Origin of the sequence: Desulfovibrio aminophilus DSM 12254 (genome assembly GCF_000422565.1) — a bacterium.
GTDB lineage: Bacteria > Desulfobacterota > Desulfovibrionia > Desulfovibrionales > Desulfovibrionaceae > Aminidesulfovibrio > Aminidesulfovibrio aminophilus.
In genome coordinates, this window is the sequence record NZ_AUMA01000015.1 from 106,050 (window position 1) to 126,046 (window position 19,997).

General features: G+C 67.9%; 18 protein-coding genes and 1 pseudogene. 9 read left to right on the top strand and 10 right to left on the bottom strand.

Annotation, left to right across the window (positions count from 1 at the left end):
* The first annotated feature begins 1 nt into the window (after window position 1).
* Both H587_RS0110495 and H587_RS18215 read left to right on the top strand, forming a co-directional pair.
* Window positions 2–1,549 (top strand): sodium:solute symporter family transporter, encoded by a 1,548-nt coding sequence (locus tag H587_RS0110495; protein WP_027176230.1) that lies wholly within the window; start codon window positions 2–4, stop codon window positions 1,547–1,549.
* Entirely contained in the window at window positions 1,546–3,387 is a 1,842-nt protein-coding gene (locus H587_RS18215) for a putative nucleotidyltransferase substrate binding domain-containing protein (protein ID WP_034609187.1), read from the top strand. The genes H587_RS0110495 and H587_RS18215 overlap by 4 nt, the downstream gene beginning before the upstream one ends.
* 102 nt (window positions 3,388–3,489) lie before the next feature.
* On the opposite strand, the gene H587_RS20270 is transcribed toward H587_RS18215, so the two are convergent.
* Entirely contained in the window at window positions 3,490–4,242 is a 753-nt protein-coding gene (locus tag H587_RS20270) for an HNH endonuclease signature motif containing protein (protein WP_084630616.1), read from the bottom strand.
* A gap of 367 nt (window positions 4,243–4,609) precedes the next feature.
* The gene (locus H587_RS18220) at window positions 4,610–6,157 is read right to left on the bottom strand and encodes a methyl-accepting chemotaxis protein (RefSeq protein WP_051202660.1); all 1,548 of its coding nucleotides are present in this window, start codon (window positions 6,155–6,157) and stop codon (window positions 4,610–4,612) included.
* 239 nt (window positions 6,158–6,396) lie between these two features.
* Between H587_RS18220 and serB the strand changes: the two genes are divergently transcribed.
* The gene (gene serB, locus H587_RS0110510; RefSeq protein WP_027176231.1) at window positions 6,397–7,620 is read left to right on the top strand and encodes a phosphoserine phosphatase SerB; all 1,224 of its coding nucleotides are present in this window, start codon (window positions 6,397–6,399) and stop codon (window positions 7,618–7,620) included.
* Between the two features lie 372 nt (window positions 7,621–7,992).
* Window positions 7,993–8,439 carry a YMGG-like glycine zipper-containing protein gene (locus H587_RS0110515; protein WP_027176232.1) on the top strand — a complete coding sequence of 149 codons (447 nt, stop codon included), beginning with the start codon at window positions 7,993–7,995 and terminating at the stop codon, window positions 8,437–8,439.
* A gap of 74 nt (window positions 8,440–8,513) precedes the next feature.
* Here the strand turns inward: H587_RS0110515 and H587_RS0110520 are convergent, their stop codons facing one another.
* The 7 genes from H587_RS0110520 to H587_RS0110550 form a co-directional block, all read right to left on the bottom strand.
* Window positions 8,514–10,391: a carbamoyltransferase family protein gene (locus H587_RS0110520; RefSeq protein ID WP_027176233.1), complete on the bottom strand. Its 1,878-nt coding sequence runs from the start codon at window positions 10,389–10,391 to the stop codon at window positions 8,514–8,516.
* A 1-nt stretch (window position 10,392) separates the two neighbouring features.
* Window positions 10,393–10,542, bottom strand: a complete 150-nt coding sequence (locus H587_RS20845) for a DUF5989 family protein (RefSeq protein ID WP_169432772.1) — start codon at window positions 10,540–10,542, stop codon at window positions 10,393–10,395.
* A 10-nt stretch (window positions 10,543–10,552) separates the two neighbouring features.
* On the bottom strand, window positions 10,553–10,963 hold the full coding sequence (locus tag H587_RS0110530; protein ID WP_027176234.1) for an SxtJ family membrane protein: 411 nt from the start codon (window positions 10,961–10,963) through the stop codon (window positions 10,553–10,555).
* Between the two features lie 75 nt (window positions 10,964–11,038).
* Entirely contained in the window at window positions 11,039–11,905 is an 867-nt protein-coding gene (locus H587_RS0110535) for a DMT family transporter (protein WP_027176235.1), read from the bottom strand.
* A gap of 12 nt (window positions 11,906–11,917) precedes the next feature.
* The gene (sfsA, locus tag H587_RS0110540; protein WP_051202661.1) at window positions 11,918–12,619 is read right to left on the bottom strand and encodes a DNA/RNA nuclease SfsA; all 702 of its coding nucleotides are present in this window, start codon (window positions 12,617–12,619) and stop codon (window positions 11,918–11,920) included.
* 188 nt (window positions 12,620–12,807) lie between these two features.
* Window positions 12,808–13,401 carry a VOC family protein gene (locus tag H587_RS0110545; protein ID WP_027176237.1) on the bottom strand — a complete coding sequence of 198 codons (594 nt, stop codon included), beginning with the start codon at window positions 13,399–13,401 and terminating at the stop codon, window positions 12,808–12,810.
* A 14-nt stretch (window positions 13,402–13,415) separates the two neighbouring features.
* Window positions 13,416–14,315, bottom strand: a complete 900-nt coding sequence (locus tag H587_RS0110550) for a PDZ domain-containing protein (RefSeq protein ID WP_027176238.1) — start codon at window positions 14,313–14,315, stop codon at window positions 13,416–13,418.
* 327 nt (window positions 14,316–14,642) lie between these two features.
* On the opposite strand from H587_RS0110550, the gene thiC reads away from it, so the two are divergent.
* The 5 genes from thiC to H587_RS0110575 all read left to right on the top strand — a co-directional run bounded on the left by thiC (window position 14,643) and on the right by H587_RS0110575 (window position 19,637).
* Window positions 14,643–15,926 carry a phosphomethylpyrimidine synthase ThiC gene (gene thiC / locus H587_RS0110555; protein WP_027176239.1) on the top strand — a complete coding sequence of 428 codons (1,284 nt, stop codon included), beginning with the start codon at window positions 14,643–14,645 and terminating at the stop codon, window positions 15,924–15,926.
* A gap of 96 nt (window positions 15,927–16,022) precedes the next feature.
* Window positions 16,023–16,916: a decaprenyl-phosphate phosphoribosyltransferase gene (locus H587_RS0110560; RefSeq protein WP_027176240.1), complete on the top strand. Its 894-nt coding sequence runs from the start codon at window positions 16,023–16,025 to the stop codon at window positions 16,914–16,916.
* 7 nt (window positions 16,917–16,923) lie between these two features.
* A complete protein-coding gene (locus H587_RS0110565) occupies window positions 16,924–17,274 on the top strand; it encodes an EamA family transporter (RefSeq protein ID WP_027176241.1) in 351 nt (116 codons plus the stop codon).
* 9 nt (window positions 17,275–17,283) lie between these two features.
* The gene (locus H587_RS0110570; RefSeq protein WP_027176242.1) at window positions 17,284–19,041 is read left to right on the top strand and encodes a hypothetical protein; all 1,758 of its coding nucleotides are present in this window, start codon (window positions 17,284–17,286) and stop codon (window positions 19,039–19,041) included.
* Entirely contained in the window at window positions 19,038–19,637 is a 600-nt protein-coding gene (locus H587_RS0110575; protein ID WP_027176243.1) for an HAD-IB family hydrolase, read from the top strand. The genes H587_RS0110570 and H587_RS0110575 overlap by 4 nt, the downstream gene beginning before the upstream one ends.
* A 126-nt stretch (window positions 19,638–19,763) precedes the next feature.
* Here the strand turns inward: H587_RS0110575 and H587_RS0110580 are convergent.
* Window positions 19,764–19,997 (bottom strand): annotated as a pseudogene (locus tag H587_RS0110580) (chemotaxis protein); the annotation flags it as partial.

Below are 19,997 nucleotides of genomic sequence, written 5' to 3' on the forward strand. Positions count from 1 at the left end.
GATGAGCGACTTCACCTCCAGCATCGGCCAGCCCAACGCCGTGTCCATCGTCTTCTTCTTTCTCTTCGTCTGCGCCACCCTGGTCATCACCTGGTTCGCGGCCAAGAAGAGCCGTTCGGCCTCGCAGTTCTACGCCGCGGGCCGCAGCGTCACCGGCCTGCAGAACGGCCTGGCCCTGGCCGGGGACTACATGAGCGCGGCCTCCTTCCTGGGCATCGCCGGGCTCGTGGCCCTCAAGGGCTATGACGGCCTGATCTACTCCATCGGCTTCCTCGTCGGCTGGCCGATCATCATGTTCCTCATCGCCGAGCCCCTGCGCAACCTCGGCAAGTACACCTTCGCCGACGTGGTGGCCTACCGCCTGCGCCAGAAGCCCGTGCGCATCGCGGCCTCGGTGGGCTCGCTCATGACCGTGGCCTTCTACCTCATCGCCCAGATGGTGGGCTCCGGCTCCCTGGTCACGCTCATGTTCGGCCTGCCCTACGAGGCCGCCGTCATCTTCGTGGGCGCGGTGATGATCGCCTACGTGCTCTTCGGCGGCATGCTGGCCACCACCTGGGTGCAGATCATCAAGGCCGTGCTGCTCATGGGCGGCGCCTCGGTCATCGTCTTCTTCGTGCTCTCCCGCTACGGCTTCGACCCCACGGCCCTGTTCAGCGCCGCCGCCGGAAAGTACGGCGACAAGGTGCTGGCCCCCGGCGGCCTCGTCTCCAACCCCTGGGACGCCCTCTCCCTGGGCATCGCCCTCATGTTCGGCACCGCCGGACTGCCGCACATCCTCATGCGCTTCTACACCGTGCCGGACGCCAAGGCCGCCCGCAAGTCGGTGTTCTACGCCACGGGCTTCATCTCCTACTTCTACATCCTGACCTTCATCATCGGCTTCGGGGCCATGTCCCTGGTGGGCCACGAGGTCATCACCCGCTTCGACAAGGGCGGCAACATGGCGGCCCTGCTCCTGGCCGAGGTCACCGGCGGCACCGTGTTCCTGGGCTTCATCGCGGCCGTGGCCTTCGCCACCATCCTGGCCGTGGTGGCCGGGCTGACCCTGGCCGGGGCCACGACCTTCTCCCACGACCTCTACGTGAACGTGTTCAAGCACGGCCAGGCCACCGAGCAGGAAGAGGTCAAGATGGCCAAGCGCGGCACGCTCTTCCTCGGCGTGCTGGCCGTGGGCCTGGGCATCGCCTTCAAGGGCCAGAACGTGGCCTTCATGGTCGGCCTGGCCTTCGCCATCGCGGCCAGCGCCAACTTCCCGGCCCTGCTCATGAGCATTCTCTGGAAGCGCTTCAGCACCACCGGGGCCTGGGCCAGCATCGCCACCGGCTCGGTCCTGGCCGTGGGTCTGATCATCCTCTCGCCCACGGTCTGGGTGGACGTGTTCGGCAACAAGGCCGCCCTGTTCCCCTGGAAGAACCCGGCGCTCATCTCGCTTCCGGCCGCCTTCATCGCGGGCTGGCTCGTGTCCCTGCTCTGCCCGGATCAGGAGGCCGAGGAGAAGTACGCCGAGCAGAAGGTGCGCAACTACCTCGCGGTGGGAGCTGAATGAACCAGGCCGTCCAGGACTTCCTGGCGACCGTGCGGCCGTTCTCCGGCCTCCCCCGGCGCACGCTGGGGGAGGCCGCCAGGGCGGCCGGGGTGCGCCACCTGCCCGAGGGCGAGGCCCTGGAGCCCGCCGCCGAGGGTCTGGTGTGCGTGCTGCGCTCCGGGAGCCTGGAGCTGACCCTGGCCGGGGCGGTCGTGGACCTCCTGGCCCCGGGCGACTGCCTGGGCTTCGAAACCCTGCTCGACGACCCCCTGCCCGCCGTGCGGGCGGTGGCCCAGGAGGACGCGAGCCTCGTCTCCCTGCCCGCCGAGAGCTTCCGCGCGCTCCTGGCCGCTCCCGGCGTGGGGGCCCATTTCGCCCGTCGCCGGGACCGGCTGCGCCTGGCCTTCGAGGCCGCCTCCCGCGCCGCCCCGGCCGGGGCCGATCCCTTCCTGCGTCTGGCCGTGCGCGACATTCCCCTGGCTCCGCCACTCTTCGTGCCCCCGGGCACGCCCCTCTCCGAGGCCGCCCGGCGCATGGCCGAGGCCCGCGCCCCGGCCTGTCTCGTGGGCGATGTGGACCGGCCCCTGGGCATCGTCACCGAACGCGACGTGCTCACGGCCGCCGCCGGGGGCCGCGACCTCTCCGAGCCCGTCACCGGCTTCATGAGCGGAAGCCTGGCCACCGTGCGCGGCCACGAGCCCCTGTTCGAGGCCTTCTCGCGCATGGTGGACCGGGGCATCCGCCGCCTCGTGCTCGTGGACGCCGAGGGTCGCGTCCTGGGGCTGGTGGGCGAACGCGACCTGCTTTCGGCCCGGGGAGAGAATCCCCTGAGCCTCAAGCGCGAGGCCGCCTCGGCCGAAAGCGTGGAGGCCCTGGGCCGGACCTTCGCCCGGCTCCAGCGTCTGGCCCTGCGGACCATCGCCGAGGGCATCGGGGCCGAGAACGTGGGCCGCCTCATGGGCGAAATCCACGACGCCCTCCTGGTCCGCGCCGCCGCCCTCGTCCGCGAACGGCTCGACGTTCTGCCGCCCCTGGCCGTGGCCGTGCTCGGCAGCGAGGGCCGCATGGAGCAGTTCCTGGCCACGGACCAGGACAATTGCATGATCCTGGCCGACGGCCTGGACCCGGACCAGGAGGCCCGCTGCGCCGAATTCGCGTCCCGGCTCCTGGCCGCCCTGGCCGACATCGGCCTGCCTCCCTGCCCGGGCAGGGTCATGGCCGACAACCCGGACTGGCGGCGCGGCCTCACCGCCTGGATGAACGACGTGGACGAGATGATCCTGGCCGCCGACGGCCCGGCCGTGCTCCGCCTCTCGCTCCTGGCCGACCTGCGCCACGTCCACGGCGAGGAGAGCCACACCGCCCGCCTGCGTGAATACCTCCTCAAGCGCGTGCGCCAGGCCCCGGTGATCCTCAAGTACATGGCCCGCGAGGCCCTGCGCTTCACCCCGCCCCTGGGGTTTCTCGGCAACTTCGTCACCGAGCGCTCCGGTCCGGCCAAGGGCGCCCTGGACATCAAGCGCGGCGGCGTGTTCCCCGTGACCCAGGGCGCGCGCGCCCTGGCCCTGGACCTGGGCGTGGCCGCCACCAACACCCAGGACCGCCTGCGCGCCGTGGCCGCCGCCGGGGTCTTCGAGGCCGAGTTCTCCGCCGCCCTGGGCCAGGCGTTCTCCTTTCTCCAGACCTTGCGCGCCCGGGCCCAGGCCGAGGCCGTGTCCCAGGGCCTGCCCCCGGACAACCTCGTCCATCCCGGACGCCTCTCCTCCCTCGACCGCGACCGCCTCAAGGACTGCCTCAAGCTCGTGGCCGAGTTCCAGTCCCTCCTGCATAGCCGCTACGGCCTCAGGCTCATGAGCTAGACGGTTTGGGAACCCAATGGCTGTGAGTAAGTTAATTAGAAAAAATATTAGGAGAATTTACTGGGGTAAAAGCTCTGAGTTTTGCTTCAGCAGCTTATTGTTTTAGGTTGGATTTGCGTCATTATGTTTTAGTATTATTGGATTATCATGGCGAGTGATGAAGATGATAGCTGTAGGAAAATGGAGATTGTCTCCGACTCCGCCTTCCAGTATACGGATTTCGCGAGCACCAAATAATAAGAACCCATGCTCCTCAATGTTATTTAACAATTCCCCTATTCTGAATTTTGCTTTTACTTTCTCTCCAGATTCAAGAAAACCGGATAAATCAACGTAATCTTGCAATTCTTGTAAAAAATCAGCGATCATCTCTACTTCAAATTCAGATTTTAGATCGTCGTGTTGAAATTCATAGCAATAAGCTCCATCTATTATATTATATAATGAAGATCCGTTATCTATTCTGGCAAGAAATTTTGGTATATTTTCTTTTATTCTTATTACGCGTAATTGTTTCTTCTGTCGTTTAGCAAGGTTTGATGAAACCCACTCTTCGTGGTCAGATTTAATTTTTTTTAATTTTTCTACAGTATACGTCTCTTGTTGATCATCGATTAATTTGTGATGTATGCGGCATAAAAGTATTAAATTTTTTTGATCGTCAATTGATTCATTTAAAAAAGATGTAGAATACCTTGGTCCGTTCGCTTTAGAAGAAATAATATGGCACTCTTCACCAATTATAGACTCATCATCGCAACCTGTGGCATCAATAATAAGAGCGCGTCGACATATTGCGCAACGACTTCCTGAGCGTCCCCAAAGTATTTTTCGTGTTTTATCAGAAATAGCCATATGGATCCTCTCAATTTTTAACTTATAACTAACTGCTCACCTCTAGTCTACGCTTTGATGGTGAAAGAGCGATAGCCCTGTGAACTCCACCCTCTCTCATCAAGAAAGAAACAAAGAAAAGCTTTGCGTCCGGGGGGCGGCGAACTATGAGGGCAGTTTCGGGAGAACGGGATCGTAACCATTTTGCGGGGCAAGGGATTCCTTCTTGGCGTGGCGGCCGTCGTGATCCCCGGGCTGGCGGCTCCTGGCTCCCAAGGCGCACTCCCGCTAGGTCCGACCGTGGCGCGGATTCTCCCGGGGCTCCGCCCGGGAGAATCCGCGCCACTATCGCCGGGTCCAGGGGCCGCTGGCCCCTGGCCGCCGGAGGCTATTTCTTTCCGAAGCTGTCCGAGAGGGTCAGCAGTTGGTGCGAGAGTTGGGCCAGTTCGCGGGTGGCGGAAGCGGTCTGCTCGGCGGCCTCCTCGGCGTCGCGGGCCACCTGGGCGATGTCGTCCACGCTGCGGTTGATCTCCTCGGCGGCGGCGGACTGCTCCTCGGCGGCGGTGGCGATCTGGGCCACGCGGGAGGTCATGTCCTCGATGCGCCGGGTGACTTCGGTGATGGCGCTTCCGGCCTCGTTGGAGAGCGTGGTGCTCTCGCTCACCTGGGTTTCGGTCTCGTTCATGGAGTCCAGGGCGTGGCGGGAGCCGGTCTGGATCTTTTTGATCGCGTCCTCGACCTCCTTGGTGGCGGCCATGGTCTTTTCGGCCAGCTTGCGGACCTCGTCGGCCACGACCGCGAAGCCGCGTCCGGCCTCTCCCGCGCGGGCGGCCTCGATGGCCGCGTTGAGGGCCAGGAGGTTGGTCTGGTCCGCGATTTCGTTGATCACGCCGATGATCCGGCCGATCTCGGCGGACTGGTCCTGGAGCTGGGTGAGCACGCCGGAGAGCTTCTGGGCCGATTCGGCCACGCGGTTGATGCCGCCGACGGCCCGGGACACGAGTCCGCCGCCCTGGGTGGCGGAGTCGCTGGCCTCGGCGGCGGCCTGGGAGGTCTGTCCGGCGTTCTGGGCCACTTCCATGACCGTGGCGCGCATCTCCTCCATGGCCGTGGCCACGGAGTCGGTCTGCTGCTTCTGGTGCTGCGCGCCCTTGGCCTGTTCCTCGGCCGAGGCGGAAAGCTCCTCGGCGGCGGAGGCCGCGCGCTGGGCCAGCAGGTTGATCTCCCGGCCCAGGGCCAGCATCTGGGCCTCGTTGGCCTCGATCTGCTTCTGCTGTTCCTTGATGAGCGTCATGTCCACCAGGGAAACCACGCAGCCGATGACCGCGTCATGGCCGTCGCGGATGCAGTCGGCATAGAGGAACACGGGCAGGGAACGGCCGTCCCAGAGGGTCAGCACCCGTTCTTCGGCCAGCTTGGTCCCTCGGGCCATGACCTCGGCGGCGAAAAAGCCGCTGTCCGAGCCGGTGAAGGCCAGGCCGACGCTCCTGTTGACCACGTCCTTTTCGGACTTTTTGAGCAGGTCGGAGAGGGTCCGGCTGGCGTGGGTGATGACGCCCTTGGCGTTGGCCAGGAAGAACGGGTTGCCGATGCCGACCACCGCGCCCCGGTAATATTCCCGGCGTTCGATGTTGTAGGCGAAGAGGTCGCCCGCGAGAGCCGGGACTTCTCCCCAACGGCCCCATTGGAGGCACTGCTCCTTGAGGGTCAGGTCACGGCGGTTCGTGTCCATGTGCGCCAGGGCGGCGGCGAAGCCCTTGGCCGGGCCCGCCAGCCGGGCCGCCAGGAGGACGGCCGCCGCGAGGCCCAGGATCGGCACGGCCAGGGTCGCGGCGAGGTTGCCGAGGAAGGCCGCGGCGGCGAAGAGGATCGAGAGGCCGACTCCGAGGATCAGGACGGCGGCCGAGGGCGAAAGGGTCTTCTTGGACGGGATCATGGGCGGCATCCTTTCATGACGGCGGCCGGGGGGCCGCGCCGGTCGGCGGTTTGACGAGAACAGCCTGTGGACGCTTCTGCGGCCCCACGAAAACAGCGATGGGACTGTTCGTCAAGTGAAATTTCGCACAAGCCGCGGGACGGGACCGGGAAGGCCCGGGCGTTGGGCGTTTCGGGTGCGGCGTTTACGGCCGTGAGGTTTTATGCGAGAAACGCGCAAACGCCTTTTCGGGAGCAAGCATGAGTGAAATCATCCTCATCCACGTCACCGGCGAGGACCGGCCCGGCATCACCGCCTCCCTGACCGGAGTGCTGGCGGAATACGGCGTGGAGATCCTGGACGTGGGCCAGATCGTCATCCACAATTTCATGACCCTGGGCATCCTGATCCACATCCCGGCCCAGGCCGAGAGCGCGCCGATCCTCAAGGACGTGCTCTTCAAGGCCCATGAGCTGGGGGTCGAACTCAAGCTCCATCCGCTGTCGCCGCGGCGCTACGAGGCCTGGGTGCGCACCCAGGGCAAGGCCCGGCACATCGTGACCCTCATCGCCCGGCGGGTGAACGCGGCCCAGATCGAGCGCATCAGCAAGGCCCTGGCCGACGACGGCCTGAACATCGACCGCATCACCCGCCTTTCGGGACGCATCCCGCTTTCCGGCGGCAAGGCCCCGCGCATGTCCTGCGTGGAGTTCTCGGTGCGCGGCACGCCCCACGACCCGGTCGGGCTGCGGCGCAAGTTCGTGGACGCGGCCCAGGAACTGGGCGTGGACATCGCCCTGCAGGAGGACAACGTCTTCCGCCGCAACCGTCGGTTGGTGGCCTTCGACATGGACTCCACCCTGGTCCGGGCGGAGGTCATCGACGAACTGGCCAAGCGTGCCGGGGTGGGCCACAAGGTGGCGGCCATCACCGAGCGGGCCATGCGCGGCGAACTGGACTTCAAGGAGAGCCTGCGGGCCCGGCTGGCGCTGCTCAAGGGCCTGCCCGAATCCGTGCTGGCCGAGGTCGCCGAGACCCTGCCGCTCACCGAGGGCGCGCAGCGGCTCGTGGCCACGCTCAAGCGCGTGGGCTACAAGACCGCCATCCTCTCCGGCGGCTTCACCTATTTCGGCGAGAAGCTGGCCGAGAAGCTCGGCATCGACCACGTCTTCGCCAACGAGCTGGAGATCAAGGACGGCGCGCTCACCGGCAAGGTGGTCGGGTCCATCGTGGACGGGGCCAAGAAGGCCCAGCTGCTCAAGCGCATCGCCAAGAAGGAGAAGATCAGCCTGCAGCAGGTGATCGCCGTGGGCGACGGGGCCAACGACCTGCCCATGCTCGGGCTGGCGGGCCTGGGCATCGCCTTCCACGCCAAGCCCAAGGTCAAGCAGGGCGCGCGGCAATCCATCTCGACCCTGGGCCTGGACTCGATCCTGTTCCTCATCGGTTTCCGCGAGCGCGAGGCCGTGCGCGAGGAGGCCTGACCGGGCAGCGGGCAAAAAGCGTCCGGCGTGCGCAGAATTTGCCCTCCCCGTCTCGCCGGAATCCCTATCGTTTTACTTGATTTTCTTCTTCGGTCATGTATAGGTTCAACGCGGAGCCGGTCGGAAGGCCGGTTCCTGGGCCGCACCCGGCCCATCCCCCCCGTCCCCGCCGGAATACCCCCCGAACCGTTCCGGCGGGGCATTTTATTCTCCCGCCGCCCGGGCTCCCAGGCCTCTTGCGCCTCCCAGAGGATCAGGTACAATGGCGTCAGTCGTACTGGCATGCGCTTTGCTTGAGAAAGGCATTTGCGAAATCGACGTAACACCCCAGGATGTCCCGTCGTCCGAGGGGATGAGCAAGGAGGCACCGGCATGAGGAAAGGCATTCTCCTGATGGTCCTGATCCTGGCCCTGGTGGCGGGCGGCTGCGCCAACAAGGCCCAGACCGGCGCGGCCGGCGGCGCCCTCGGCGGCGCGGCCATCGGCGCGCTGCTTTCCGGCAACAAGGTCCAGGGCGCGGCCATCGGCGCGGGCGTCGGCATGCTGCTCGGCTACATCGTGGGCAACGAGTGGGACAAGTCCGACAACCAGAAGCTGAACCACACCCTGGAAAACCAGCCCTCGGGCCAGACCAGCAGCTGGAAGAACCCGGACACCGGCCGCTACTACGCCGCCACCCCGGAACCGGCCTACACCGGCGCGGACAACCGCACCTACCGCGACGTCTACATCGAGACCACGGACGCCGACGGCAAGCCGCAGAAGGTCAAGGCCAAGGCCTACCGCAACCCGGACGGCACCTGGCAGATGGTCCAGTAGCTTTTCCCGGCCACGCGGAAGGGCGGCCTCCCTGGTGGGATGGCCGCCCTTTTTTTATCGCCGCGGGGCGGGGATCAATCCAGCTCGAAGCGCTCCCGCCAGTCGCCCTCTTCGTTCCAGGCGGGCTGGTCGGCCTTGTCGAAGATCACGTCTCCGACCACGAGGTGGTCCATCTCCGTGCGCATGAAGCAGGTGTAGGCGTCCAGGGGGGTGCGCACGATGGGCTCGCCGCGCACGTTGAAGCTCGTGTTCACCACCACCGGGCAGCCCTGTTCGCGGCGCATGGCGTCCAGCAGGGCCCAGTAGCGAGGGTTGGTCTCGCGCGAGACGGTCTGGATGCGCGCGGACATGTCCACGTGGGTGATGGCCGGGAGGTCCGAGCGTTCCACGTAGAGACGTTCCCAGAGGGGCAGGGAGGCGTAGTTCCCGGGCAGTTCCTTGCGTCGCGCCGCCGCCAGCGGAGCCACCAGGAGCATGTAGGGCGAGGGCCGGTCCAGCTCGAACCAGGATGCGGCCTCCTCCTCCAGGACCGAGGGCGCGAAGGGCCGGAAGCCTTCGCGGTACTTGATCTTGAGGTTCAGCTTCTTCTGCATCTCCGGCCGCCGTGGATCCCCCAGGATGCTTCGGTTGCCCAGGGCCCTGGGGCCGTATTCCATGCGGCCCTGGAACCAGCCCACGGCCTTGCCCTCGGACAGGAGCCGGGCCACCTCGGAGCAGAGCGCGCCGAAGTCAGTGAACTCGCGGAACGGGGCCTTGAAGCGCCGGGCCACGCGCACCGTCTCGTCGCGGCCGTATTCCGGGCCCAGGGAGGCCCCGCGCATGGAATCGCGGGATTCGGGGACGCGCTCCGCGTCCAGCCAGATGTGCCGGGCGGCCAGGGCCGCGCCCAGGGCTCCTCCCGCGTCGCCCGCCGCCGGCTGGATCCAGATGTCCCGGAACGGCCCGCGCCGGAGCAGCTTGCCGTTGGCCACGCAGTTCAGGGCCACGCCTCCGGCCATGACGAGGTTCTCCTCGCCGGTGAGCGCGCGGGCCGTGTCCGCCAGGCGAAAGACGATTTCTTCCGTGACCTGTTGGATGGCCAGGGCCAGGTCCATGTATTCCTGGCCGATTTCGCTCTCCGCCGGGCGCGGGGGCAGCCCGAACAGGGCCCGCCAGCGGTCGTTCACGCACATGGTCAGGCCGGTGGCGTAGTTGAAATAGTCCATGTTCAGGAGCAGGGAGCCGTCGGGCCGCAGATCGAGCAGGTCGGAGAGGATCGACTCCCGGAACTTGCGGGTGCGCTCGGAGTCCGGATCGCCGTAGGGCGCGAGACCCATGAGCTTGTATTCCCCGGAGTTGACCTTGAAGCCGCAGTAGGCGGTGAAGGCGGAGTAGAGCAGGCCCGGGGAATGGGGGAAATGGAGTTCGCGCAGGATGGAGATCTCCTTGCCCGCGCCCCGGCCGATGGTCGTGGTGGCCCATTCGCCCACCCCGTCCACGGTGAGGATGGCCGCGCTTTCGAAGGGCGAGGGGTAGAAGGCCGAGGCCGCGTGGGAAAGATGGTGCTCCGGAAAAAGCATTCGCGGGCCGTTCCGTCCCTTCTCCAGACCGAGTTTCTCCATTTCCTCGCCCAGCATCCGGCGCATGAAGAGCTTTTCCTTGATCCAGACCGGAATGGCCGAGAGGAAGCTCGACAGGCCCTTGGGCGCGAAGGCGTGGTACGTCTCCAGCAGGCGTTCGAACTTGAGGTAGGGCTTGTCGTAGAAGGCCACCGCCGCCAGGTCGCTCATGGACAGCCCTGTCTCGCGCAGGCACCAGGCCGCGGCCCGGGCCGGGAAGTCCGGGTCGTGCTTGCGGCGGGTGAAGCGTTCCTCCTGGGCGGCGGCCAGGATGCGGCCGTTGGCGTCCAGCAGCACGGCCGCCGAGTCGTGGTAGTAGGCGGAGACGCCCAGGATGGGCCCGGACGCGTTCATGCTAGAACAGGGTGTAGATGAACGGCGCGATGGCCGAGCCCGAGGAGAGCACGATGAGCGCGCCGAACAGCAGCAGGGTCAGGATGGTGGGCGCCAGCCAGAACTTCTTGCGGACTTTCAGGAAGCCCCAGAGATCAAGAAGGAAATCCATCAACAGGCTCCTAGTACGGCCGCTCCAGGTCGGCGGGCCCGAAGGTCGTGTCCCGCGTCAGGAAGACCGAGGTGTCGTCTTTCTTGAATTCCCGCAGCCGCAGGGTGTCCTTGCCCAGGGCCCGGCGCAGCAGCCCCACCGGCGCGACCACCAGCAGGAACACCACGCTGAGCAGCACGCGGGACATGACCGAGCCCAGCAGGTGCGCCAGTCCGAGCCAGACCCGTGCGGCGGGCCCGAAGACCGCCGGGACGGTCATGTTCAGGACCAGCAGCCCGGCGGCGGCCCAGAACCAGCCCGCGCGCCCGCGGAACAGGCCGATCAGCAGACAGACCAGGACCAGGGCCATGCCCGTGTCCACGGCCTGCCCCTTGCCGATCCGTCCGGGGAGGGCGTTGTTTCGACGTTCCGTCGCGCTCATGTCGTATGCAACCTCGCGTATAACCGCCTTTCATGCCAAAGGCCGAGGAAAAAAACAATGCGTTGGGAATGTTGATCAACCCTTGCCTTCAGCCTCCCGCGCCGTGGCGCCCAGGAAGATGGCCGCCAGGGCCACGCCCACCCCGACGATTTCCAGGACGGTGAACGGCTTGCGGAAGAGCGTCAGATCCCAGACGTAGGCCAGCGCGGGCTGGGCCAGGAGCACCAGCCCGGCCAGGGCCGCCCGGGCCCGTTTCAGGCCCGTGGTGATGCAGACCCAGCCCACGAACTGCCCCAGAATGCCGTAGGCCAGCAGCGCGGCCCAGCTCCGGCCGTCCGGGATGGCGAAGGACTGGCCCGTGGCCGTCACCTGCACCGCCAGGAGCAGGGCCGAACCCAGGGAGACCACGGCCATGACGCTCATGGGGTCCGGCCGTTCGGGCCGCGCCGCCGCGCGTTTGAGCGAGAGCAGGAACAGGGCGTACCAGACCGCCGTGAGCAGGCCGAAGGCCACGCCCAGCCGGAAGCCCTCCGTGGACCCGGGCCACTGGGGCCCGAGCATGAGCGTGAGTCCGGCCAGGGACAGCGGAATGGAGGCCAGGAAGCGCGGTCCCGGCCGCTCCTTGAGCACGAGCACGCCGTGGGCCGCCAACAGGAAGGCCTGGAAGTTGCCGAGCACCGTGGCGAGCCCCGGCCCCAGGTAGAGCACGCCCCGGTGCCAGCACATGAGATCCAGGGTGAAGAACAGGGCGCAAGCCAGGGTCGCGGGCAACACCCCGCGCGGGGGCAGAAGCCTCTCGCCCCGCAGCAGCAAGCCCAGGGCCAGGCCCAGGCCGCCGAAGAACATGCGGTAGAAGGCCGAGACGTCGGCCGGAACGTGGGCCAGCTTCACGAACACCGGCGAGAAGCTGATGAGGAATGCGCCGAGCAGGAGTTGGATCATGATCGTTCCGGTTCAGGGCAGCACGAGGGGCAGTCGTTCCCCGAGGTCGATGCCCCGGGGCGAGACCAGCGCCCGATATGCCCACACCTCCACGCCTTTGTCCACCACTTCATACAGGGTGCGCGAATATTCCTCGTCCACGCTCCAGGCCGGGCCGAAGCAGCGGCCGTCCCCGTGCTGCACGCAGAAGAACAGCGCGGCCCGGTCCCCGTCCTCCACCGCCGCCGCCAGTTCGCGCAGGTGCTTCAAGCCCCGCTCCGTGACCGCGTCCGGGAACATCGCCACCCCGCCGTCCTCCACCAGGGTCACGTTCTTGCACTCCACCCAGAGCCGCCCCCGGGGCCCCTCCAGCAACGCGTCCAGCCGCGAGTTTCCCCGCGCCACCTCGGCCCGGAACCCCTCGCAGCCCGCCACGCCCTCCAGGCGTCCGGCCTCCACCGCCCGGCGCAGCAGCCGCAACGGCGTGGACGTGTTCACTCCCACCAGCGTACCGTGAAAATCAGTGATCTCCAGTGTATGCCGCAGCTTGCGCGCCGGATTGGCCGACTCCGAGAGCCATATCCGCCCGCCCGGCCGCAGCAGCCCGAGCATGGAGCCCGTGTTGTTCGTGTGCGCGGCGAAGCGTTCGCCCCCGCGTTCCACCAGCACCGTGAACCGCTTGTGGCGGGATACGAACCGCGCTTCCTCGCACGGCTTCGCGAACGGCAGCAGCATGAGCACTCCTTGGCAGCGAAGATATGCCTTTGGCGACCGGGGCTGCGCGCCCCGGACCCCGCGCCAGGGCTTCGCCCTGGACCATCCGGTGCGGCGGCTTTTCGCGGGACGTTTCGGCCCGCGAAAAGCCGCCGCACGGCAGGGCCCCTTGAAGGGTCCAGGGCCGTGCCCTGGCCCCGCCGGAGGCGCTATATTTTCCCGCGTTTCTTCAAGGCCTCGACGATGGCCTGGCCTTCGCCCGGGTACACGGCCCGGTCGGCTGCCGGGGTGGGGGTGGGCGGCGGCCAGTGGCCGGACTGGGGTTCCGGGCCTTCCTGGGCTGCGGGGGAGGGCGCGGTGTCGGTGTTCACGGGATGAGCGCGTACGTCCACGGCGGCCACGGGCGCGGAAAATTCGATGGCGATGTTGTTCGGGTCGAAGGAATAGAGGGAATGGATGAAACCGTGGTCGATGATCTCGGAGGCCCAGAATCCGGCGGCTTCGAGCGTGTCCTTGAGTTCCCAGAGGTCGTCGTCGGACTCCACGCCGAAGGAGACGTGGTCGAAGGTGTGGGGCCCGGCCACGGGCGCGCCGTGGTCCTTGAGCGCGCCGGGCTCGACCTTGGGCCATTCGAAAAAGGCGATCATGTCCTGGGGCGCGATCTCGAAGAAGTAGTGGCGGTAGCCCGGGTGCCCAAGTCCGGCCACGAGGCGCATGCCGAGCAGGTCGCGCCAGAAGCGGATGGTGGCGTCCATGTCGCCGGTGGCCATGGCCAGATGGTTGATGCCGGTGAAGCTGGGCATGGGCGGTCTCCGGTTCAGTGGATGTCGCGCGGGGCGCGCAGTTCGGTGCTGAAGGGGCCGGTCTTGTCCAGGGGGTCGTCGGGGTCGGCGCGCCAGCGCAGGACGTCCAGATGCAGGGGGGCGGCCTCGGCGTCGGTCAGGGAGGCCGCGCGGGCGGCCAGCTTGGCGACGTCGGCGGCCTCGCCGTCGAGCTTGAGGATCACGTCCAGGTGGTGCAGCCCGGCGCGCTCGGCCGGACCGCCGCGTTCCACGCCGGTGACGAGCACGCCGCCGGAGAGGCCCAGGTTCAGGCGCTGGGCCAGGATCAGGTCGGCCAGGGTCATGCCCGGCGAGGCCTCGGGCCGGAACCCGAAGGGCCGGGCCAGGGTGGACAGGGCGTCGGCCAGGAGCTGTCGGGTCTCGCCGTCGCGGGCGCTGAAGTCGGTGATCCGGCCCTTTTCGTGGACCACGCGCACGATGTCCGGCTCGTAGAGCAGGACGCGCTCCACCTCGGGCAGGGGCAGGATCAGCGTGGGCCGCTCGAAGGTGGTCCGCTCCACGAAGTCCGGGTAGTCGTCGCAGGTCACGGAGGCCGGATTCAGGCAGCCCCGCCGGAAGGGCGAGGCGTGGTACACGGCCTCCTTGCGGGTTTTCTTGATCTGGACCCGGACGCGCAGGCGGCCCTGGGTCGAGGCGATCTCCACGGGCTCGCCGCCGAGCACGGTCCAGGAGGCGCGGGTGTCGCGCAGGGCGCGCAGGGCAGTGTCCGGGGAGGACATGAAGCGCGCGGCGTACCAGACCCGGCCGGGATCGGCCTGGGGCGGCCAGATGGAGCCGGGCTTGCCCGGGGCCTTTCCGGCGCAGGAGGCCAGGAGCGGAACCAGGACGAGGAGCGGGGCCAGGGCCGCGAGGGGGAAGGGGATGCGTCGTTCCATATCCGCAATATAAGCCGGGAGTCCCTGGAAGGCAAAACGGGAAGAAACCGCGCGGCCGGTGCGGAACTCCCCTGGAGCGGCGAAGCCGCCCGCAAGTTGACATGGGGGGGAGGGGCGGGGTAGCGGAAGTCCAGCGAAACAAGCAATCGCGCCTTGCGGGGGCTCGGACAAACCGGGCTGAGATGGATCCTTGGACACTGTGGATCCGACCGCTGAACCTGCCACGGGTAATACCGGCGAAGGGAACAGGCCTGGCCGCATCGGCCGCGTCCTCTTTTCTCCGTCTTCCCGAGGCTCCCCCAGGCGCGCAACCGCCGAGGAGGCTCCATGTCCCTGATCCGTTCCGGTTCCGTCCTGTCCGAGGTTCTTGAATCCGCTTTGCCCGCCCTGGCCCCGTATGAGGGCATGACCCCGGAGGCCCTGCGCGCCGGAGTTGAGGCGGGCACGCTCTGTCTGCTGGCCAACCCGGCCCACGCCGGGGCGCGGCCCACGCTCATCGGCCGGCCTGGACGGGTCAAGGTCAACGCCAACATCGGCACCTCGCCCCTGGCCTCGGACCTGGCCGGGGAGATCGACAAGCTGCGCGTGGCCGAGGGCGCGGGCGCGGACACGGTCATGGACCTGTCCACGGCCGGGAACCTGGACGAGCTGCGGCGGGAGATGCTGGCGGCCACGGCCCTGCCCCTGGGCACGGTGCCGATCTACGCCCTGGCCCAGCAGCGGATGCGCGAGGACCGCGACCCGGCGGACTTCGAGCCCGCAGACCTGCTGGCCGAGATCGAGAAGCAGGCCCGCCAGGGCGTGGACTTCATGACCGTGCACTGCGGCCTGACGCGGCGGGGCGCGGAGCTGGCCCGGGACGGCTCGCGGGAGCTGGGCATCGTCTCGCGCGGCGGGGCGATCCTGGCCCGCTGGATGCGCGGCCGGGCGGAGGAGAATCCGCTGCTCACGCACTACGACGCCATCCTGGACATCGCCCGGGCGCACAACGTGGTCCTGAGCCTGGGCGACGGGCTGCGGCCCGGCGCGGGCGCGGACGCGGGCGACCCGGCCCAGTGGGAGGAGGTCCTGACCCTGGGCGTGCTGGCCCGCCGGGCGCGGGCGGCCGGGGTCCAGGCCATGATCGAGGGCCCGGGGCACGTGCCGTTGCACCTCGTGCGCTCCCAGATCGAGGGCATCAAGCGGGCCACCTTCGGCGCGCCGCTCTACGTGCTCGGGCCGCTGGTCACGGACTGCGCCGCCGGGCGCGACCATCTGACCGGGGCCATCGGCGGGGCGCTGGCGGTCCTGGCCGGGGCGGACTTCCTCTGCTACCTGACCCCGGCCGAACATCTCTGTCTGCCGGACGCTTCGGACGTGCGCGAGGGCGTGCTGGCCTCGCGCATCGCTGCCCAGGCCGCCGAAGCCTCCCTGGGGCGTCCCTGGGCCGTGGAGCGGGAGCGCGGGATGTCCAAGGCGCGGCAGGCCCTGGACTGGGAGGGCATGGCCCGGGCGGCCCTGGACCCCTGTCTGGTGCGGGCGCGTTCGCGGGGCACGGAGCACGGCAAGGAGTGCGGCATGTGCGGCCGGTTCTGCGCCATCCGCATGTCCGAGACGGGGGAACGCGGCTGAACGGGGGCTGTCCTCGTTTACAGCCTCGCGCGGTGGTGATACTTCCGGGCCAGCGGCCGGATCGTCTGGCCCGGAGCTTGCAAACACCCCCGCGCCATGAGCACGACAAAAGACATCCTCTTTCTGCTGCGGCCGCACCAGTACTTGAAGAACCTGTTCATCTTCGCGCCGGTGCTGTTCGCCGCCAGGGTCACGGAAGCGCAACTTTTGCTCACCTCGGCCCTGGCCTTCGCCTGCTTCAGCCTGGTGGCCAGCGGGGTGTACGTCTTCAACGACCTGCGCGACCGCGAGGCCGACCGGGAGCATCCCAAGAAGCGCAACCGGCCCATCGCCAGCGGCGCGGTGGGCGTGGGCCAGGCGCGGGGCCTCATCGTGGGGCTGCTGGCCGCGGGCCTGGGCTTGGCCCTGGCCCTTCTGCCGCTGGGCGTGGCGGCCTGCATCGGCGTGTACATCGTCCTGAACCTGCTCTACAGCGTGAAGCTCAAGCACGTGCCCCTGCTGGACGTGACCATCATCGCCCTGGGCTTCGTGCTGCGGCTGTTCGTGGGCTCGGCGGCCACGGGCATCGAGCTGTCGGCCTGGATCATCCTGACCACCTTCCTCCTGGCCTTGTTCCTGGCCCTGGCCAAGCGCCGGGACGACGAGCTGATCTTCCTGGAGACGGGCAAGCGCATGCGCCAGGCCGGGGCGGGCTACAACCTGGAGTTCATCAACGTGAGCCTGGGGATCATGGCCGCCGTGGTCGTGGTGGCCTACACCATGTACACCCTGACGCCCTCGGTGGCCGCGCACTTCGGCACGGACAAGATCTACCTCTCGGTGATCCTGGTGGTGCTCGGGATTCTGCGCTATCTCCAGCTGACCTTCGTGTACAAGGATTCCGGCTCGCCCACGCGCATCGTGCTCAAGGACCGCTTCCTCCAGGCGGTGATCCTCTGCTGGGGCGCGTTCTTCGTGGCGGTGGTGGTCTGGCGCAACACGGTCCGGTGAGGAACCCATGAAGTATTTTCTGCTGGCGGCCACGGTGCTGCTCATCAGCTTCGGCCAGATTCTGCTCAAGCTGGGGGCCGAGGGCCTCAAGGGCGGCGCGGGCTGCGTCCTGAACCTCTTCGGCCTGAACCTGACCTGGCACCTGCTGGTGGGCGTGTTCGTCTACGGCGCGGCCACGATCACCTGGATCCTGACCCTCAAGGAGATGCCCCTGTCCATCGCCTATCCGGCGGTCTCCCTGAGCTACGTCCTGGTGGCCCTGCTTTCCATCGGCATGCTCGGCGAACGGGTGAACCTGACCTACGGCCTGGGCCTCGTCTGCATCATGGTCGGGGTCAGCCTGATCGCTTTCCGCTAGGAGCCCGCGATGCTCTCCCTGGCCGCCCTCTCGACCCTGTTTTTGGGTCTCGCCGCGCTCGTCTGGGCCTGCCGGAGCCGCCGCGCGACGCCTCCCCTGGAGAGGCTCCAGGCCGTGAGCCTGGGCCTGTCGCTGCTCTTCACCGGCTTCGCCTTTTTCACCCTCTTCGGCGCGCAGTTGGGCTTCGTCCTGGGCCGCCCCGTGGAGCCCTGGCTGGTTCCCTCGGCCCTGGCGGCCACGGCCGGAGGCTTCTGGCTCCTGCCGCGGCGCGACCTGTCGCCCAAGGCCCGGGCCGCCTGCCTGCTGGCCTTCGCGGGCCTGCTCCTGGCCGGGCTCTGGTTAGCCGGGCAGTTCTACGACACCTCCTATGACGGCAAGGCCTACCACCAGGAGGCGGTCCTGGCCCTGTTGGGCGGGCTCAACCCTCTGACCGAAATCTATCCCCTGAACCACTGGGTGGACGACTATCCCAAGCTCTCCTGGGTCATGTCCGCGGCCCTGGCCCAGTGGACGCCCTCGATCCAGCACGCCAAGGGCTGGCAGGTGCTGTTCCTGGCGGCCACGTTCTTCGGGATGCTTCGGCTGTTCCTGGGCCAGGGGGTGCGCCGAGGATACGCCCTGGCCGGGGCCGCGCTGCTGGCCCTGAACCCGGTGGTCATCAGCCAATTCCTGACCTTCTACGTGGACGGGGCGCTCTACGGCCTGCTGGCCGTGCTCATCGGCCAGACCGTGGTCCTGGCCCGGGCGCGTGGCCGGGCGCACCCGGCGGACGTGGTCCTGGCGGCCCTCTCCGGCGCGCTCTGCGCCAACCTGAAGTTCACCGGGCTGGTCTACGCCGGGCTGGCGATATTCTGTCTTTGCGCCTTTTGCCTGGTCTACGACCGCCGAACCGCGTTGCGCGGGTCCGTGCTCCTGGGCGTGTCCGTCCTCCTGCTGGCCCTGGGCCTGGGGGCCAGCCCGTACCTGCGCAACCTCGAGCGCGGCTACCATATCTTCCACCCGCTCATGGGCGCGCACAAGGCCCGCTCGATCATCGACCATTTCCGACCCAAGTACATGACCGGCCACAACCCGGCGCGCAACCTGCTCGTCTCGAACTTCTCGCGCTGCGAGATCGTGGAGCGGGACGCCCGCATGGACCTGCGCAACCCCTTCGACTTCGCGGGCCGGGTGGACGAGTTCTCCATGCTCACCGTGCCCGACCCCCGGGTGGGCGGATTCGGGCCCTACATGGGGGCGACGATCCTGCTCACGGCGGCGCTGGCGGCGGCGGTCCTGGTCCGGCGGCGAAGGACGTTCGAACCGGGCCGGGGCAAGTACGCCCTGCTCCTGGGCGCGGCGATTTTCGGGACCACCCTGGTCAATCCCGAGGCGTGGTGGGCGCGTTACGCCCCGCAGTTCTGGATGCTCTGGACGCCGTTCGTCCTCTGGATGCGGCCCCGGGCTTGGCTTCCGGCCCGCGTCCTGGCCGGGGCCGCGGCCCTGGTCTGCGCGGCGACCATCGTCCTGACCGGGACGTTTGTGCTGGACAAGCAGCGCCTGCTGGCCTTCACGGTGGAGGACAATCTCCGCCGAGCCAGGAGCTTCAAGCATCCGACGGTCTGGCTCGCGGCCCACCGTTTCGCCCTGAGCACCGAGCGGCTGCTCTCGGAGAAGAGCATCGCCTTTCAGTACACGGAACGGCTGCCCGAGCGGGATTTCCTGCTCTTCTTCTACGAGGACCATGGATTCCTGCTGTTCGACCGGGATGCGGAGGAGAGAAGATGAGCCGGGGGCTGGCGCTGTTCGACTTCGACGGAACCATCACCAGCGGGGACACGTTGTTCCATTTCCTGCGGCACGCGCTGCCCGGGCCGCGTTTCGCGCTGGGCGCGGTCCTGCTCCTGCCCGTGCTGGCGGGCTACAAATTGGGGCTCATCGGCAACGCCCGGGCCAAGAGCATCGTGCTGCGGCATTTCTTCGGCGGCTGGCCCGAGGAGCGCTTCCGGGCCGCCGGGGCGGCCTTCGCCCGGGAGATGCTGCCCCTGCTCATCCGGCCGGCGGCCCTGGAACGCATCCGGGAACACATGGCGCGCGGGGACCGCGTGCTGGTGGTCTCGGCCTCGCTCTCGGACTGGGTGGGCGGCTGGTGCGCGGACCAGGGGCTGGAGCTGCTGGCCACCGAGGCCGAGGTGCGCGGCGGGCGGATCACCGGACGCTTCGCCACCGGCAACTGCCACGGCCCGGAAAAGGAGCGCCGCATCCGGGCCGCGCTGGATCCGGCGGACTACGCCCCGATCCACGCCTATGGGGACTCCTCGGGCGACCGCGAGATGCTCGCCCTGGCCCACGAACCCCACTTCAAGCCCTTCCGCGACGCCTGAACCAAGAAGAAGGCCGGAGAGGAACCCTCCCCGGCCTTTCGGCTTCTCCGACCGCCTCTCTTCGCCTTTCCACAAGCCCCCGAAGGGGGCCTTTCCATACCCCCCGAAGGGGGCCCGCGAAGCGGGTCAGAAACGTTCGAACTCGGCGTCGTCGGCCAGCTCCAGGTTCACGCCCTTGTCTTTGGCGGGCTTGGGCGCGGCCTTGGCGGGCGCGGCGGGCAGGGGCTTCCTGGGGGCCGGCGCGGCGCTGATGCGCTTGCGGGGGCCGCCGGTCCCGTCCACCTGGAAGAAGCTCATGGTCTGCTGGAGCTGCACGGCCTGGCTGGAGAGCTCCTCTGAGGTGGAGGCCATCTCCTCGGA

Coding starts and splice junctions, on each gene's coding strand:
- H587_RS0110495 (WP_027176230.1), top strand. CDS start 2: ATGAGCGACTTCACCTCCAGCATCGGCCAGCCCAACGCCGTGTCCATC.
- H587_RS18215 (WP_034609187.1), top strand. CDS start 1,546: ATGAACCAGGCCGTCCAGGACTTCCTGGCGACCGTGCGGCCGTTCTCC.
- H587_RS20270 (WP_084630616.1), bottom strand. CDS start 4,242: ATGGCTATTTCTGATAAAACACGAAAAATACTTTGGGGACGCTCAGGA.
- H587_RS18220 (WP_051202660.1), bottom strand. CDS start 6,157: ATGATCCCGTCCAAGAAGACCCTTTCGCCCTCGGCCGCCGTCCTGATC.
- serB (WP_027176231.1), top strand. CDS start 6,397: ATGAGTGAAATCATCCTCATCCACGTCACCGGCGAGGACCGGCCCGGC.
- H587_RS0110515 (WP_027176232.1), top strand. CDS start 7,993: ATGAGGAAAGGCATTCTCCTGATGGTCCTGATCCTGGCCCTGGTGGCG.
- H587_RS0110520 (WP_027176233.1), bottom strand. CDS start 10,391: ATGAACGCGTCCGGGCCCATCCTGGGCGTCTCCGCCTACTACCACGAC.
- H587_RS20845 (WP_169432772.1), bottom strand. CDS start 10,542: ATGGATTTCCTTCTTGATCTCTGGGGCTTCCTGAAAGTCCGCAAGAAG.
- H587_RS0110530 (WP_027176234.1), bottom strand. CDS start 10,963: ATGAGCGCGACGGAACGTCGAAACAACGCCCTCCCCGGACGGATCGGC.
- H587_RS0110535 (WP_027176235.1), bottom strand. CDS start 11,905: ATGATCCAACTCCTGCTCGGCGCATTCCTCATCAGCTTCTCGCCGGTG.
- sfsA (WP_051202661.1), bottom strand. CDS start 12,619: ATGCTGCTGCCGTTCGCGAAGCCGTGCGAGGAAGCGCGGTTCGTATCC.
- H587_RS0110545 (WP_027176237.1), bottom strand. CDS start 13,401: ATGCCCAGCTTCACCGGCATCAACCATCTGGCCATGGCCACCGGCGAC.
- H587_RS0110550 (WP_027176238.1), bottom strand. CDS start 14,315: ATGGAACGACGCATCCCCTTCCCCCTCGCGGCCCTGGCCCCGCTCCTC.
- thiC (WP_027176239.1), top strand. CDS start 14,643: ATGTCCCTGATCCGTTCCGGTTCCGTCCTGTCCGAGGTTCTTGAATCC.
- H587_RS0110560 (WP_027176240.1), top strand. CDS start 16,023: ATGAGCACGACAAAAGACATCCTCTTTCTGCTGCGGCCGCACCAGTAC.
- H587_RS0110565 (WP_027176241.1), top strand. CDS start 16,924: ATGAAGTATTTTCTGCTGGCGGCCACGGTGCTGCTCATCAGCTTCGGC.
- H587_RS0110570 (WP_027176242.1), top strand. CDS start 17,284: ATGCTCTCCCTGGCCGCCCTCTCGACCCTGTTTTTGGGTCTCGCCGCG.
- H587_RS0110575 (WP_027176243.1), top strand. CDS start 19,038: ATGAGCCGGGGGCTGGCGCTGTTCGACTTCGACGGAACCATCACCAGC.